The organism is Rothia sp. 27098_8_27 (assembly GCF_041432805.1).
In the GTDB taxonomy this organism is placed as follows: domain Bacteria; phylum Actinomycetota; class Actinomycetes; order Actinomycetales; family Micrococcaceae; genus Rothia; species Rothia mucilaginosa.
The window spans coordinates 273,382-287,715 of record NZ_JAPWAJ010000002.1 but is presented as its reverse complement, the minus strand read 5'-3'; the positions used below and the strand labels follow the sequence as shown (position 1 = coordinate 287,715).

The window sequence follows — 14,334 nt, the reverse complement described above, 5'->3', positions numbered from 1 at the left end:
CAGAAGCCAACCACACGCGGGTCCATGCTTAGCGCTGAGTCTGAGGAATTTCCAGACGCTGACCGGCATCAACAGAGGTACTGGTCAACGAATTCAACTCCATAATACGAACCACAGTATCACGGGTGTCACCTTGCGGATCCACCGCCTGAGCAATATCCCACAGGGTCTCGCCGTGCTTGACCACAACGACGGTTCGAGTCACCGAAGCGTTCTCCACGGAAGCCGAAGCCGCCGGGCCAAAGAAGCTAATAGCACCGAGCACAATCAGCGCCGCCAAAGTCAGCAGAGGCAGACCCTTCAGGAAACCGCGCACAGTGCCAAGACGACGAATAGAAGAGGGAACCGTGCGCAGAAGCTCGCCACCCTTAGCCAGAAGAGCACTCTTCGCGCCAGGTGCCTGAGCCACAGAAGATGCCTGAGTAGAAACAGCAGGGGCAGAAACAGCGGGAGTAGAAACGGCGGGAGCGTGGGCGGGCTGAGCCACCTGCGCAGGACGGGGTGCATGAGCCGCACGAGAGGAGCGAACAGACTGCGAAGACGCAGGCACACGAGAACGCCCCTGCGCAGTGCGGGCAGGCGCGGTGCGGGCGGACGCAGTGCGGGCGGGGTGAAGTACCACCAAACCTGCCGGAAGGTGTGCAGAAGTGCCACGAGAAGCAATAGGTGCTGCAGTAGTCATTGTGGTTCCTTTCTCTCAGCTCGCCCCGGGGTTACCCCGCGGGTCTAGCAATGCCGAACGATACCCGCTCGGAGGTCCTAGTTGAGTGATAACTATGGAGTGGTGATTGTTAGGCGATAACTATTGGGTAGCTATTCTCTAGTTAGGTCAGAGCGTCGGGTGCACCGGGCTACGCGGGGTCGCACTGGGTGACCCCGGAACCCCATCCCCTGCGCTCTCTCTTCGCCAGATGCTCCCTAGAGCATCCGAGGTAGATCATGCGAAGAGAGGCAGAGGATTCGAATACATTCGAACACTCATTCACTCTCCTCTCCCGGAAGGCTCCGGGTCGAATCTTCGAATATTTTTCGAACATCCACCCGCAAATCCTGAATTTCAGGAGAGATTCAAGAGTATATACGAACTCTTGTTCTAAAGTCTAGCAGAGATGTACTAAAAATTTCTTCGAGTTTCGAAGAAAAAATCTAGAATATTTGTTTGAGTTTTTCGGTGTAGTGTTCTACACTGGTGTCAAGAGACGTTCCACACGCTCCTGATGAATCCTACTCACAGCAGGTTTCTGTACCCGTTACAGCTTGGTTCTGTATCGAATGCAGGTGTTGCTGGCTGAGTTTTATAGGGCGGAGGCACATACTCGTTGCCTGTGTATCGCTCCGGTATCGCTCCGGCACGGATAGAATTCCTCCACACCCTGACGAGATAAGACCCATTTCGGCAGAACCAAAAATTTTTAGGACACCATCAGAAAACGTGTGAAGCACCCATCCGTGCCCAGACCGGAATACAAAGGCCGGAGTACAGACCGAAGGAAAAGAAATGGCAACAGCACCCCGTCCGGCGCTGACCGCGCGCCAGCAGAAGATTCTTGACGCGATCCGCACCGAGATTGAACAAAAGGGTTACCCGCCGTCCATGCGCCAGATTGGTGATATGGTGGGTCTTGCGTCCCTGTCCTCGGTCACTCACCAGCTCGGTCGCCTCGAGACCATGGGCTACATTCGCCGCGATCCCAAGCTTCCCCGCGCCATTGAGGTCCTGGATGAGAATGGCGTCGGCATCCACGGTAGTGCTTCCTCTTCCCTGCCCGAGCTGCCGAACTTCGAAGTCGGCGATGAAGACCTCGTACCCGTTCCCCTGGTTGGACGAATTGCAGCAGGCGGTCCCATCACCGCCGAGCAGTCCGTGGAGGATGTGCTCGCCCTGCCCCGCCAGTTGGTCGGTAACGGCAAGCTGTTCATGCTCAAGGTCAAGGGCGATTCCATGATTGACGCCGCAATCTGCGACGGCGACTGGGTGGTTGTCCGCGAGCAGCACACCGCAGACAACGGCGATATCGTTGCCGCTCTGCTCGACGATGAAGCAACCGTGAAGGTGTTCCGTCAGGTTGACGGCCACACCTGGCTCATGCCGCGCAACTCCAACTACGAGCCGATTATGGGCGACCGCGCAACCGTCATGGGTAAGGTCGTCTCCGTGCTGCGCAGTCTCTAAAAGACGCGGGCTCTAAACAGCACAGCTTCTCAAAGAAGCTGTTTTAAACAACGCAGCTTCTAAAAGACATAGCCGCGAGGCTTTTAGCTCTATATAGAAATCACCCCGGTGATACGTGAACGTTCACGTATCACCGGGGTGATTTCTATATTTCTACAGCGAATATTTTCAAAGCGGCTATTTCCACAGCGGATATTCCTAAATCAGAGCGCGGCGCTGCCAGGATGGATCTTCTTACCCGAGCTAACGCTCAATACTCGCCGAAAGACGAGCCAGCGCGCCAATTACCGCGGCCTTATTCTGCGTTGACCACATCGGCGGCATCGCCTTCATCAAGAAACCGCCGTAGCGTTTAGTCGCCACGCGAGAATCCAGCACAGCCACCACGCCGCGGTCAGACACCGAACGGATTAGGCGACCGGCGCCCTGCGCCATACGAATCGCCGCGTGGTGAGCAGAAACCGCCATAAAGCCGTTACCGCGGTGACGGTTCACCGCCTCCGTACGAGCCTGCGCAATCGGGTCATCCGGGCGCGGGAACGGAATGCGGTCCATCACCACCAGGCGGCAAGAGTCACCGGGAACGTCCACACCCTGCCACAGGCTCATCGTTCCGAACAGGCATGAGTCAACGTCCTCGCTGAACTCCTCCACCAGAGCCTTGAGCGAAGACTCACCCTGCAGAAGAATGTTCAGGTCGCTGTGCTCACGCATGTACTCGGCGGCACGCTCGGCGGCGCGCTTCGAGGAGAACAGGCCCAGGGCACCGCCCTCCGAGGCCTCGCACAGCTCACGCAGACGCTCCAGCTGACCTTCATGCACACCGAATCCCGGAGGTTTCAAGTCTCCGGCAACGTACATAATGCCCTGCTTGCGGTAGTCGAAAGGCGAACCTACGTCGATGCTCGTCCAGCGAGGCGCGCCCTCGCCCTGCAGTCCCAGGGCACCGGCGGCAACGTCAAAAGAGTCACCCACCGTCAGGGTCGCACTCGTCAGAATCACGGTGCGGTCAGCGAACAGGCCGTCACGTAGCTGTAGGCCAACGCTCAACGGGGCGATGTTCAGGGTCGCCGGGTCGGTATCGGAAGCAGCCACATAGCGGCCGTTCTCCCAACCACCCTGACGAGAAATCCACAGAACGTCCTGCTCGCCCGAAGCCTCCAGAATGCGGCTACTCATATCGTGTACCTCAGAGACACGCGAGCGCGCCATCTGCAGGCCGGCGTCAACGTCCTGACCGTCCGGCTTCGTATCGGATAGGGCGGTGCGGGCGGCATCATTGACCGCAGAAATGGCGGTCAAAAGGCGACCATCCAGGCCTTTCAGCAGGCCCTCGGCAAGGCCCTCGAACGCGGTCTCCAGGGTGCCGGCAGCCATTTCCAGTGCGCCGGAATCAGCCTTCGAATGCTTCTTCACGCTACGCGCCGCACGGCGAACCATCGCAACCGTCAAAGAACCAGACACGGCACCTGTCACGCGGTCCACCAGCTCATGAGCCTCATCAATAATGACCGTCTCATGTTCGGGTAGAACCTTCATGCCCTCGAAAGCGTTAATCGCCAGCAGGGCGTGGTTCGTGATGACAATGTCAGCCTCAGCGGCACGGCTACGCGCCATCTCGCTAAAGCACTCTTCCACCAGCGGGCAGCGGCGGCCCAGACACTCGGCGGCACTGACCGATACCTGAGCCCAGGCGCGGTCAGAGACGCCGGGCTTCAGCTCGTCACGGTCGCCGGTCTCCGTGCGGTCAGCCCACTCGCGCAGGCGCACCACTTCCTCACCCACGCGGGAAGTCGAAGAAGGCATGTCAAAGAGAGCATCCGGCTCGTCTTCCGGGTAGCCGCCCTCCAGCTTGTGCAGGCAGAGGTAGTTATTACGGCCCTTGAGCAGAGCAACCTGCGCCTGCGATTCCGGGCGCGGCTCCAGCGCTTGTAGAAGACGCGGAATATCGCGGTTCACGATCTGCGCCTGCAGGGCAAGAGTCGCCGTCGCAACCACAATCGGCTGGTCCGACTCCCCCACCCGCGCCAGGGCAGGAACCAGGTAGCCCAGGGACTTACCGGTACCGGTACCCGCCTGGACTAGCAGGTGACGCTGCAGTTCAAGAGCCTGCGCCACATGCGCCGCCATGGTGCGCTGACCGGCACGGTTCTGACCGCCGGTGGCGGCAACCGCCTCGTCCAGCAGGGTCAGGGCGTCCTTCGCACCGGGCAGGGTCTCAAGCTCCTGCCCGGTGAATCGGGTGCCGTCGGTTGCCGGTCCGGGTACAGTTCCCGGGGTGTTTTTGGGCGCGTTGATGCTCTCGGTCACGCTCATACGCTCCTAGAGAGCCTCGGAGGTAGAGGACTGTTCGGATTCAGAAGCGGTCGCTTCAGCCAGGGCGTGTGCCTCCGCAAGTTCCTCTTCCAGAACCTCCAGTAGGTCGCCCTCCAGCACATACTCGGACAGTTCGGAGGCGACATCCTCACGGACCAGAGCCACCACGAATGTGCCGTCCGATACGAAATCGGTGCTCTTAATTTCGGCGTCCCATTCGTGCAGGCGCGAAATAATCTCACCGTGCGAGTACGGAATCAGCAGCTTCACCTCAATGGAGGGGCGCGGAATGGTGTCCGCAATCTTCTGCTTCAGCTCATCAATACCCTCACCGGTACGCGCCGAAACGATCACGTGCTCCGGCTCGCGCTGGCGCAGACGCTCCAGCACGAACGGGTCGGCGGCATCCGCCTTATTCAGCACAATAATCTCGGGGATATGGCGGGCGTCGACCTCCGCGATGACCTCGCGGACAGCACGAATCTGTCCCTCCGGGTCCGGGTGCGAAGCATCGACCACGTGCAGGATGACGTCAGCGTCAGCGACCTCTTCCAGGGTGGAGCGGAACGCCTCGACCAGCTGGGTCGGCAGCGAACGCACGAAACCCACAGTGTCGGAGAGGGTATAGCCGATACCGTCCGGGGTCTGCGCCTTACGGACGGTCGGGTCCAGGGTTGCGAACAGGGCGTTCTCCACGAGCACGCCGGCATCGGTCAGACGGTTCAGCAGGGAGGACTTACCCGCATTCGTGTAGCCAGCGATAGCCACCGAAGGCACACGGTTACGGCGACGGTTCAGACGCTTCGTCTCACGCGCCGGCGCCATCGCAGCGATCTCACGCTTAAGCTTCGCCATGCGAGCGCGCAGGCGGCGGCGGTCCATCTCAATCTTGGTTTCACCGGGACCACGCGAACCGATACCCTCACCGGCTGCGGCACGGCCACCCGCCTGACGGGACAGGGACGCACCCCAACCACGCAGACGCGGCAGCATGTACTCCAGCTGAGCCAGCTCAACCTGTGCCTTACCCTCGCGGGACTTAGCGTGCTGAGCGAAAATGTCGAGAATCAGGGCGGTGCGGTCAATGACCTTGACCTTCACGATGTCTTCGAGGGCACGACGCTGCGAGGGAGCCAGCTCGGAGTCGACGATGACGGTGTCGGCGCCGGTCGCCTCGACAATGTCCTTGAGCTCCAGTGCCTTACCGGAGCCGAGGAAGGTGCCGGGATCCGGCTTGAGGCGGCGCTGAACCAAGCCGTCCAGAACCTCGGAACCTGCGGTTTCAGCCAGTGCCGCGAGCTCACGCAGGGAGTTCTCTGCATCCTCTACGGTGCCTTCAGTCCACAGACCAGCCAGCACCACGCGCTCCAGGCGCAGCTGGCGGTACTCGACCTCGGTGACGTCCTCAAGTTCGGTGGAGAGGTTCGCGATACGGCGCAGTGCGCGGCGCTCAGCAAGATCTTCCTGGTCACCGTCATATTCTGAGTGCTCGCGCTGAACGTCAGAAATTTCGCGCGCGCGAGTATCCAGCACACGGCGGCTATTGTTGCCGTGGGTGCTGGAAGAGTTATCGCTGTGATGCGCGGTACCGGCGGCGTCATACGTCGTGACGGAGGCGGCGGCCTGGGAGCGGCCCAGAACGCGGTCTACGGTGCGGCGCAGCTGCTCATCACTGGGCAGCTTTTCGGTATTAGATACGGGGGTGTTCTTAGAATTCATACGACTCTAATTCTACCGCCGTTGCCCGCATCAGGTAGGGGGTTCGGTCGCCTGTGCGCTCAGGGCGTGCAAGCTGCTGACCCGCCCCGTGCATTCTCTGCCCGTGTGCGGCGGGTCCTTGCCCTACCGGTACACTGGATAGCATGAGCGAGCAGCATTATTTTTCTGAAACCCCCGAGACCGAATTCAAGCCCCGCCCCGTGCAGGTGGAGCTTGCCGGCCGCAAGGTCACCGTCACCACAGCTAACGGCATTTTCAGCCCCTCCGGCATTGATAAGGGCACCGCTATTTTGCTGCAGGAAGCACCCGATCCGCAGGGCGAACGCATGCTCGACATCGGCTGTGGGTGGGGACCCATCACCCTGACTTTGGCGATGCTCGCCCCGCAGGCGCAGGTGCACGCGGTGGATGTGAACTCCCGCTCCATTAGCCTGACCGAACGCAACGCCGCCGCTCTCGGCCTGTCCAACGTTACCGTGGGAACCCCCGAATCGGTTGACCCCGAACTGCGTTTTGACACCATCTGGTCGAACCCGCCGATTCGCGTGGGCAAGGAGGTTCTGCACGAAATCCTGCTGACCTGGCTACCTCGCCTGGCACCCGGTGGTGACGCCTACCTGGTGGTTCAGAAGAACCTGGGCTCCGACTCGTTGCAGAAGTGGATGGACGCGCAGCTTGGACAGCTGCACCCCGGCGAGTTTGAGGTGTCGCGCTATGCGACCTCGAAGGGCTTCCGTATTCTGCAGGTGCACCGCTACGAGGACTAGAACCTCTCGCGCTAAATCCTCTGGCGCTCATTGCTTAAAAATATAAAAGCGGCGGGTGTTTTCTGAATGTGTTGTCAGAAAACACCCGCCGCTTTTGTCTATAAAATCTCTGTTCTAAAACAGCACGTTATCGCAGCACGACGGTCGCAACCATCTGCGCCGGACCAGCCAGAACAACATGCTCCAGGTCGTCCGGGCCCAGCACGAAAGTCACCGCGAGAGTACCGCCGGGCACATGCACCAGCCACTCATCCGGTGCTTCCTCGCCACCCCAGAAACGGGTCGCCGCAGCCGCCGCACACGCGCCGGTACCGCACGACAGAGTCTCGCCCACGCCGCGTTCGTGCACGCGCATACGGATAGCACCCACATGCGCGCCGCTCTCAACGTCCAGGTCGACCGGCACCACAAACTCAACGTTCGTACCGTTGACCGGGGCGGGGTTCACCTGAGGCAGGCTGTGCAGGTCCAGGCCGTCCAGCTTACCGTCGGAGCCGAGCATCACCACGGTGTGCGGGTTACCCATCGAAATGGACAGGCCAGCACGCGGAGTCTTCAGGCCGCGAGCAGACACCAGGCAGTCCTCGCCACCCTCACGGGCAGCCTCACCGTGAATGAAGCTCCACGGACCCATATCAATCGCGTAGCCCTCTTCGGTGCGCGCCACAGTCTTCACGCCGGCACGGGTACCAATCTTGACGGTCTCGCCCACCTCAAGCTCAACCAGGCCCTCAGTGCGCAGGTACTCCACGAACGCGCGCACACCGTTGCCGCACATTTCAGCGATAGAGCCGTCACCGTTGCGGTAGTCCATGAACCAGACAGCGTCCGGGTGCTCCTCGAGCAGCTTCTGACCCGCGCGGGAGGCGGTGCTACGGGCAGCACGAATGAAGCCGTCCGCGCCAATGCCGAAGTGTCGGTCGCAAGCGCGGGCTACCAACTCGGGGGTAAGGGCGATTTCTGCGTTCTCGTCCGTCAGAAAGATGAAGTCGTTACCGGTGCCGTGACCCTTGGTGAGGGTCAGGCCTGCCAGCTCGCCCCAGATGGAAGGGTTCTCGCTCATATGCTGTCCTTAAGGTTGGTGACCTGTCCGTTTATGATTTTACCGCGCCGACCGGTTCGAGGGAGTATCTGTTCGGCGGCGGCTCGTTATTGTGGCTTATCGGGTGCTTTCGCGGATGATAGCTTCCGCTTCATCGGCAAGGGTAGGTGAGAGCGCATCCAGCCAGTGCACACGCGGATCCGCACGGAACCAGGTCAGCTGGCGGCGCGCAAACTGGCGGGTCGCAATCGTCGTGTCCTCAATCGCCTGCTCCACGCTGTAATCCGCGTCCTCAAGGGCGCGAGCGAACTGCGCGTAACCAATCGCGCGGGAGGCGGTTTTACCCTCCTGCAGCCCCTGCTCGTTCAGGGTGCGAATCTCATCGAGCAGACCCTGCTCGTGCATCAGCTCCACACGGCGGTGCAGACGCTCGTGCAGCAGGGCACGATCCATATCCAGACCAATCTGAATACTCTTCGTCACGTACTCGCGCACCGGCATGAACGCCGAGAACGGGCGGCCCGTCACCTCGAACACCTCCAGGGCTCGAATAATGCGGCGCTCATCCTTCACCCGCGCAGCCGACTCCGGGTCGACCTCCGCCAGGCGGGCGTGCAGAACACCAATACCCTCGGTACGCGCCTGCTCCTCCAGACGCTCACGCACCCGCGCATCCGTGCCGGGGAACTCCAACTTATCCAGGGCGGCACGCACATACAGGCCGGAACCACCCACCAGAATCGGGTAGCGGCCACGGCCGCGAATCTGCTCAATCAGCTCACGGCTACGCTCCTGAAACTCCGCCACGGACGCCTCATCCCGCACGTCCATAATGTCCAGCAGGTGATGCGGAACGCCGCGCATCTCCTCAGCAGTGACCTTCGCGGTACCAATATCCATACCCCGGTAGAACTGCATAGAATCAGCGTTAATGCACTCACCGTTCAGGCGCAGAGCCAGCTCAATGGCGAGCGCGCTCTTACCGGTGCCGGTCGGGCCCACAATAGCGATAACGGGCAGAGTTTCGGAGATAGTCATGCGCCCCATTCTACCGGTTCCCCCACCCCCACTTGCGGTGGCGGCAAGAGCCCGAAGAACAGGGCGCATGATTCGTTATAGGTTTTAGGGGCGCAGACCGATGGTCGGCATGCCCAGACCCACCGGCGCACCGGGCACCTGGGTGGTGCCGGTACCGCAAGAGTCAGCCTGGGAGCGGTCCCACGCGTCACCGGCGCGGGTGCGGCGCAGCTGGTACTGCTCGGCGGTCGGGTCAGAAATCAGGTGGAAGGAACCAGCCTCGGTAATGGGCACGGTGACCATGTCACCGGGGCGGGGAGTCTCGCAACCCTCGGGCACCGAGAAGTGCACGAGGCGCTGGTCCGGGCCGCGACCGGAGAGGCGGTGAGTCTGGTCAGCCTTACGGCCCGCCTCCGCAACGACCATCAGCTCAACGGTCTTACCGAGCTGCTTGCGGTTCTCCTCACCGGCGATGCGGTCCTGCAGGGCAATCAGACGCTCGTAGCGTTCCTGCACGACCTCCTTCGGGATCTGGTTCTCCATGGTCGCCGCGGGGGTGCCGGGGCGGATCGAGTACTGGAAGGTGAACGCGGAGGAGAAACGAGCCTGCTCCACAACCTTCAGGGTGTCCTGGAAGTCCTCTTCAGTCTCGCCGGGGAAGCCCACAATGATATCGGTGGTAATCACGGCGTTCGGGATGCGCTCGCGCACCTTGTCCAGAATGTTCAGGAACTTCTTGGAACGGTAGGAGCGGCGCATGTCCTTGAGCACCTTGTCGGAGCCGGACTGCAGCGGCATGTGCAACACAGGCATGACGTTCGGGGTCTCCGCCATCGCGTCAATCACGTCGTCGGTGAACATTGCCGGGTGCGGGGAGGTGAAGCGTACACGCTCCAGGCCCTCAATCTCACCGCAGGCACGCAGCAGCTTGGAGAATGCCTGGCGGTCGCCGAACTCCACGCCGTAGGAGTTCACGTTCTGGCCGAGCAGAGTCACCTCGATAGCGCCGTCATCGACCAGCGCCTGAACCTCAGCGAGAATGTCGCCGGGGCGGCGGTCCTTCTCCTTACCGCGCAGAGACGGCACGATGCAGAAGGTGCAGGTATTGTTACAGCCCACCGAGATGGACACCCAGCCGGAGTACACGTGGTCGCGCTTAGTCGGCAGGGTGGAGGGGAAAACTTCGAGGGATTCGAGCAGTTCTGCCTGCGCCTCGTGGTTGTGGCGGGCGCGCTCCAGTAGCGCCGGCAAGGAGCCAATGTTGTGGGTACCGAACACGACGTCCACCCAGGGTGCCTTCTCAATGATGGCGTCCTGGTCCTTCTGCGCCAGGCAGCCGCCCACGGCAATCTGCATGCCCTTGTGGGCGCGCTTGACCGGTGCCAGCTGACCGAGGTTGCCGTAGAGTCGGTTGGAAGCGTTTTCGCGGACCGCGCAGGTGTTGAAAACCACCAGGTCGGGCTGGGTGCCTTCCTCAGCGCGAACGTAGCCGTTAGCCTCCAGCAGGCCGGACATTCGTTCGGAGTCGTGCACGTTCATCTGGCAGCCGAAAGTGCGCACTTCGTAGGTGCGGGGGCTGGTTTCGGGGGTCTGGGCGGAATCGCTGAGGGTCGAAGTCATGCCCTATAGGGTATCCGATGGGGGATAATGGCTCTATGCAGGTTTCCCTTAGTAGTAACTTTCCGGCTCTGTCACCGAACGATTCTTCCGCCCCCGCCTCTGACGGGGAGCTTCTGAACACCCTCATTGAGGAGGCAATTGCCGCCTACTCCCCCGTGCCGCCTCAAGCGAGCGCTGATTCTGCCTCGATGCGTCAGACCCTGATGCAGCTGCTCAGCTGGGCGCATTCTTTGGAGCAGGTGGCTGCCCGCACGGTTGAGCGCGTGCAGATTCTGGGCACCGGCATGCGTTCCGTTGTGGTGCGTGTGGTGTATGAGCCTGCCGCCGAGTCTGCACAGTCTTTCGAGTCTACACAGTCTTTGCCGACCTCGATTATTGTGAAGCGTTACCGCCGTAAGGATTCGACGGTGAACGCGGGCGGTTTCGGGTACCTGCGTGAGCGCTACGGTTTGGAGGCGCTGAACCGGCAGGTTCCGGGTCTGTTCCCGCAGCTCTATGGCGCGGACGCTGAGCTGCGCGTGCTGGCGCTGGAAGATGTGAGCGCCGGAACCGTTGAGGGCGAGCAGTATTCGGTCGCCCACGCCCTACTGGAGGGCACCGAACAGCAGGCGCTGGACGCGCTGAACTACTACATTGAGGCGTACCGTTCCCTTGCCGCCAGCGGCATTATGGGTGAGGCGGTGGAGGATTACCGCCTGAACCTGGCGCGTGCCGACCGCAAGGCACAGTTCCCGGGCGCTATTGCCTCGCCGGGTTTGGCCGAGCGCGGTTTGAAGAAGCTGTACGGTGTGGCTGACGAGGCGCGCACCCCCGAGCACGATGCTGACAGCCCGGCTTCCAGCTCTGCCGCGCATGAGGACGCGCCCGTTCTTCCCGCCGCCGTTGAGGAGCTGTCCTTCCGTTTCCGCCGCGTTCTGCAACCTTTCTTTACCAAGCGCCCGCCGGTACCCGAGCAGTTCAAGCTCAACCGCGGCAGGGTGTATATGCTCTCTTCGGGCGATTTTTCGCCGCAGAACGTGCTGATCGGTTCGGCAGACGGCGCGCAGGTGCGCATGGTCGATGCGGAAGGCACCTGCCTGCATCACCGCGGCTTCCCCTTCGTTGAGGCGATGCTGGGTTTCCCCTCCTCGCCGGAGTACCCGCGCTACCGGGTGGACCGCAAGAAGGCGCTGCCGGCGCTGTACTCTGCCCTCTTTGAGGACGCCCCGCTGGATGAGCACCTGGCGGAGGATTTGGCGGTGTGCACAGCGGTGACCGTGTGCGCCCTGTTGGAGCTGTACTCCTCTTCGGCGCGTTCCGATCTGTTGCCTCGTATTCGCCGTGAAGGTGCGCAACTGATGCGCCTGCTGCTTGAGATTGCCGGTTCTCAGGATGCAACCCTCGCCGAGTTCGCGAACCGTCTGGGAGCCGCTGAATAAGCAGCAGAGTAAACAGCGGATATAGCCTCCGACAAGGCTTTTTATAAAGATCAAAAACATAAGGGTGAGCCCGCCACAGAGTATGTCTGTAGCGGGCTCACCCTTTATTGTGCCTATTTTTACGGTCACCCCAGCATGGGTCTATCCGTGCGTGCGGACCGTCTTTATTCACCCTCTACCAGAGCTCGTCCTCCGCACCGTAGGCGGCAAGTTCTTCACGAATCACCGACATCGACACCGAGGAGGAGTACCCGCGGCGAGCCAGCATCCCCAGCAGTCGGCGGGTCACCCTATCCTTTTCAGCGCGGTCACTCAAATCCATGCCGGGGCGCAGCTTCTTACGCACCAGCTCGGCGGCGTCCTCACGTTCCTGCTCGTCGGTGCGCTGAGCCAGCGCGCTCTCCGCCTCTTCACCACGCACCCCGCGTTCAGCGAGCTCACGGCGTAGCGCGGCGCGGGAGATCTTCTTGGTGCGGCTCTTCTGCGCCACAAAGCTTTGGGCGTATTCGGCATCGTCAATGAGTTTTGCAGCCTCGAACTTATCGAGCAGCGGCTCAATGAGCTCCGCGTCGAATCCTTCTGCCTGGAGCTTCTTACGCAGCTGACCTCGGGTTTTTGCCGAGTACGCCAGCTGGTTGTACACGATGGTTTTAGCGCGCGTGTAGGGGTCTGTTTCTTCCGCGGCTCGGGCGGCACGTACCTTCTGCTTCCAGGAGGTCACAGCGCCTTCCGCCTGTGAGGAAGCGCTTCCCTTCTGAAAACCGCGTGTCGGAGAACCGCCCTTTGGGGATCCAGCCGAAGCGGCACGGCGCTTTCCGGTACCGTCGCCCTGCGCCTCCTCCTCGGCAATACCGCGAATGAGTGCTTCTTCGGCGGGGGTGAGTTCTTCGTTCAAGCTACTTCCCTCCCTAAATAGGTTGCTCCCCGAGCCGCGGCCCGCAGGACTCTTGCGGGTTTCCTCGTCGTCACTTCGAGCCCCGAAGGCGGGCGCGTAGGGCGAACGGCTCCGCATTTTCTCTTGCTGCGCCGCACTCATGCGGCGGAACCCACGCTTGTAGTCGGTGTTCTTGGAGGCACGCGAAGACTTGCGTTTCTTCTGCTTAGCCCGCTGAGCGGCTTGCCTCTCGATCTCTTCCTTCTCTTCGGCAGTGAGCCCCGATCCGATGGAGGCGGCACCCGCTCGACTCATACGGCCAGCCGCCATAGGGCGCGGCTCGGCACCGCCGGGGGTGAAGGCACGAATGGGCGCTTCGTCAATGGAGACGGCGGGCAGGTTCGGGTCAACGAGCAGGCTGCGGCGCGGCGATTCGCCGCCTTCCTCAGAACTGCCATCTTCAAAGTTGGCGGGCACAGCCTGCAGGGGCAGCTCGGGTACGCGGAACTCCCCGGCGTAGTCGCCGCCGTTATCGCGGGCGATGCTTTCTTCAACAAAGCCGTGCGCGGCGGGGTGCCAGTCCGGGAACTCCTCAGCGGATACCGAATCCGCGGCCCTGTTCCGCACCCACTTTTTGGGTGCGTTTTCTGTGGCCGCTGACTTCTTCTTAGGCGCTGGCTTCTTCTTATGTGCGAGCTTTTCAGCCTGCCGCGCTTTCGGCTTGGGTTTCTGGGGTGCGGTTTCTTGGCCCCCACGCTGCTCCGCTATCGCTTCTGCGGGTGCCGCTTCGTCCGAGGGTACCCAATATTCCCCTGCATAATATTCCCCTGCGTACTCTGTTTCAGGGTACAAAGGCTCTGCCAGATACGGAGGTTCATCCTCGTAGGGAGGCTCGTCAGGGTATGGAGGCTCATCTTCATACGGGGGCTCTCCAACAATAGGAGGCGCAACGTCAGGAAACGCAACAGCAGGAGGCGCCTCCCAGCTGAGGGTAGGCTCCGCCAGGGCGGCGGGCACCTCAAAATTGAGCGCCTCGAAGCCGCCTACCTCAACCGGCGGGGCTGCAGGTTCAAAGGAAATAGCAGATTCAAAGGAAACAGAGGCTGAGAATACAGAATCACCAAGCACTGAGGAACCGAAGTGCGGTTCGGTCGCATCCAGCGCCGCAAAACCGGCGTCGCCATCACGCGCGCTGTTTCGCTCACGCTCTTCATGACCGTTCTGTTCCGTCAGGCGCTGTTCCGTCATGCGCTGTTCCGTCATGTTCAGTTCCTCCTCTCCCCTGTGTTGGTTCGCTTGGTGGCCCGTGCGCCGGGCTATACGGCGCTCCCCCATTGTAACGAGGCGTTGTCCCGGCGCCCCCGATACTCCCCTTAATGCGCGCCCGT

At 61.5% G+C, this 14,334-nt stretch carries 10 protein-coding genes; 3 read left to right on the top strand and 7 right to left on the bottom strand.

Annotation, left to right across the window (positions count from 1 at the left end):
- Window positions 1-28 precede the first annotated feature (28 nt).
- The gene (locus O3675_RS04660; RefSeq protein WP_303972694.1) at window positions 29-682 is read right to left on the bottom strand and encodes a LysM peptidoglycan-binding domain-containing protein; all 654 of its coding nucleotides are present in this window, start codon (window positions 680-682) and stop codon (window positions 29-31) included.
- Between the two features lie 816 nt (window positions 683-1,498).
- On the opposite strand from O3675_RS04660, the gene lexA reads away from it, so the two are divergent.
- The gene (gene lexA / locus O3675_RS04655) at window positions 1,499-2,173 is read left to right on the top strand and encodes a transcriptional repressor LexA (protein ID WP_005507121.1); all 675 of its coding nucleotides are present in this window, start codon (window positions 1,499-1,501) and stop codon (window positions 2,171-2,173) included.
- Window positions 2,174-2,416: 243 nt separating this feature from the next.
- On the opposite strand, the gene O3675_RS04650 is transcribed toward lexA, so the two are convergent.
- Together O3675_RS04650 and hflX are read right to left on the bottom strand one after the other, a co-directional pair.
- Entirely contained in the window at window positions 2,417-4,489 is a 2,073-nt protein-coding gene (locus O3675_RS04650; protein ID WP_371571249.1) for an ATP-dependent DNA helicase, read from the bottom strand.
- Window positions 4,490-4,495: 6 nt separating this feature from the next.
- Window positions 4,496-6,208 (bottom strand): GTPase HflX, encoded by a 1,713-nt coding sequence (gene hflX, locus O3675_RS04645; protein WP_371571247.1) that lies wholly within the window; start codon window positions 6,206-6,208, stop codon window positions 4,496-4,498.
- A gap of 143 nt (window positions 6,209-6,351) precedes the next feature.
- Between hflX and O3675_RS04640 the strand changes: the two genes are divergently transcribed.
- Window positions 6,352-6,975 (top strand): class I SAM-dependent methyltransferase, encoded by a 624-nt coding sequence (locus O3675_RS04640; RefSeq protein ID WP_070643910.1) that lies wholly within the window; start codon window positions 6,352-6,354, stop codon window positions 6,973-6,975.
- A gap of 127 nt (window positions 6,976-7,102) precedes the next feature.
- Here the strand turns inward: O3675_RS04640 and dapF are convergent, their stop codons facing one another.
- The 3 genes from dapF to miaB all read right to left on the bottom strand — a co-directional run bounded on the left by dapF (window position 7,103) and on the right by miaB (window position 10,654).
- On the bottom strand, window positions 7,103-8,038 hold the full coding sequence (gene dapF / locus O3675_RS04635; RefSeq protein WP_371571243.1) for a diaminopimelate epimerase: 936 nt from the start codon (window positions 8,036-8,038) through the stop codon (window positions 7,103-7,105).
- A gap of 96 nt (window positions 8,039-8,134) precedes the next feature.
- Window positions 8,135-9,055: a tRNA (adenosine(37)-N6)-dimethylallyltransferase MiaA gene (gene miaA, locus O3675_RS04630; RefSeq protein ID WP_371571241.1), complete on the bottom strand. Its 921-nt coding sequence runs from the start codon at window positions 9,053-9,055 to the stop codon at window positions 8,135-8,137.
- 84 nt (window positions 9,056-9,139) lie between these two features.
- Entirely contained in the window at window positions 9,140-10,654 is a 1,515-nt protein-coding gene (miaB, locus tag O3675_RS04625) for a tRNA (N6-isopentenyl adenosine(37)-C2)-methylthiotransferase MiaB (protein WP_049328025.1), read from the bottom strand.
- A gap of 35 nt (window positions 10,655-10,689) precedes the next feature.
- Here miaB and O3675_RS04620 point away from each other — a divergent pair, with 35 nt between their 5' ends.
- Window positions 10,690-12,072 (top strand): hemin ABC transporter substrate-binding protein, encoded by a 1,383-nt coding sequence (locus tag O3675_RS04620; protein ID WP_371571239.1) that lies wholly within the window; start codon window positions 10,690-10,692, stop codon window positions 12,070-12,072.
- 175 nt (window positions 12,073-12,247) lie between these two features.
- On the opposite strand, the gene O3675_RS04615 is transcribed toward O3675_RS04620, so the two are convergent.
- Window positions 12,248-14,209 (bottom strand): regulatory protein RecX, encoded by a 1,962-nt coding sequence (locus tag O3675_RS04615; RefSeq protein ID WP_371571238.1) that lies wholly within the window; start codon window positions 14,207-14,209, stop codon window positions 12,248-12,250.
- Window positions 14,210-14,334 lie beyond the last annotated feature (125 nt).

What these genes read in the sequence shown, in the direction of transcription:
- O3675_RS04660 (WP_303972694.1), bottom strand. Translation starts at nt 682, where the DNA reads ATGACTACTGCAGCACCTATTGCTTCTCGTGGCACTTCTGCACACCTT.
- lexA (WP_005507121.1), top strand. Translation starts at nt 1,499, where the DNA reads ATGGCAACAGCACCCCGTCCGGCGCTGACCGCGCGCCAGCAGAAGATT.
- O3675_RS04650 (WP_371571249.1), bottom strand. Translation starts at nt 4,489, where the DNA reads ATGAGCGTGACCGAGAGCATCAACGCGCCCAAAAACACCCCGGGAACT.
- hflX (WP_371571247.1), bottom strand. Translation starts at nt 6,208, where the DNA reads ATGAATTCTAAGAACACCCCCGTATCTAATACCGAAAAGCTGCCCAGT.
- O3675_RS04640 (WP_070643910.1), top strand. Translation starts at nt 6,352, where the DNA reads ATGAGCGAGCAGCATTATTTTTCTGAAACCCCCGAGACCGAATTCAAG.
- dapF (WP_371571243.1), bottom strand. Translation starts at nt 8,038, where the DNA reads ATGAGCGAGAACCCTTCCATCTGGGGCGAGCTGGCAGGCCTGACCCTC.
- miaA (WP_371571241.1), bottom strand. Translation starts at nt 9,055, where the DNA reads ATGACTATCTCCGAAACTCTGCCCGTTATCGCTATTGTGGGCCCGACC.
- miaB (WP_049328025.1), bottom strand. Translation starts at nt 10,654, where the DNA reads ATGACTTCGACCCTCAGCGATTCCGCCCAGACCCCCGAAACCAGCCCC.
- O3675_RS04620 (WP_371571239.1), top strand. Translation starts at nt 10,690, where the DNA reads ATGCAGGTTTCCCTTAGTAGTAACTTTCCGGCTCTGTCACCGAACGAT.
- O3675_RS04615 (WP_371571238.1), bottom strand. Translation starts at nt 14,209, where the DNA reads ATGACGGAACAGCGCATGACGGAACAGCGCCTGACGGAACAGAACGGT.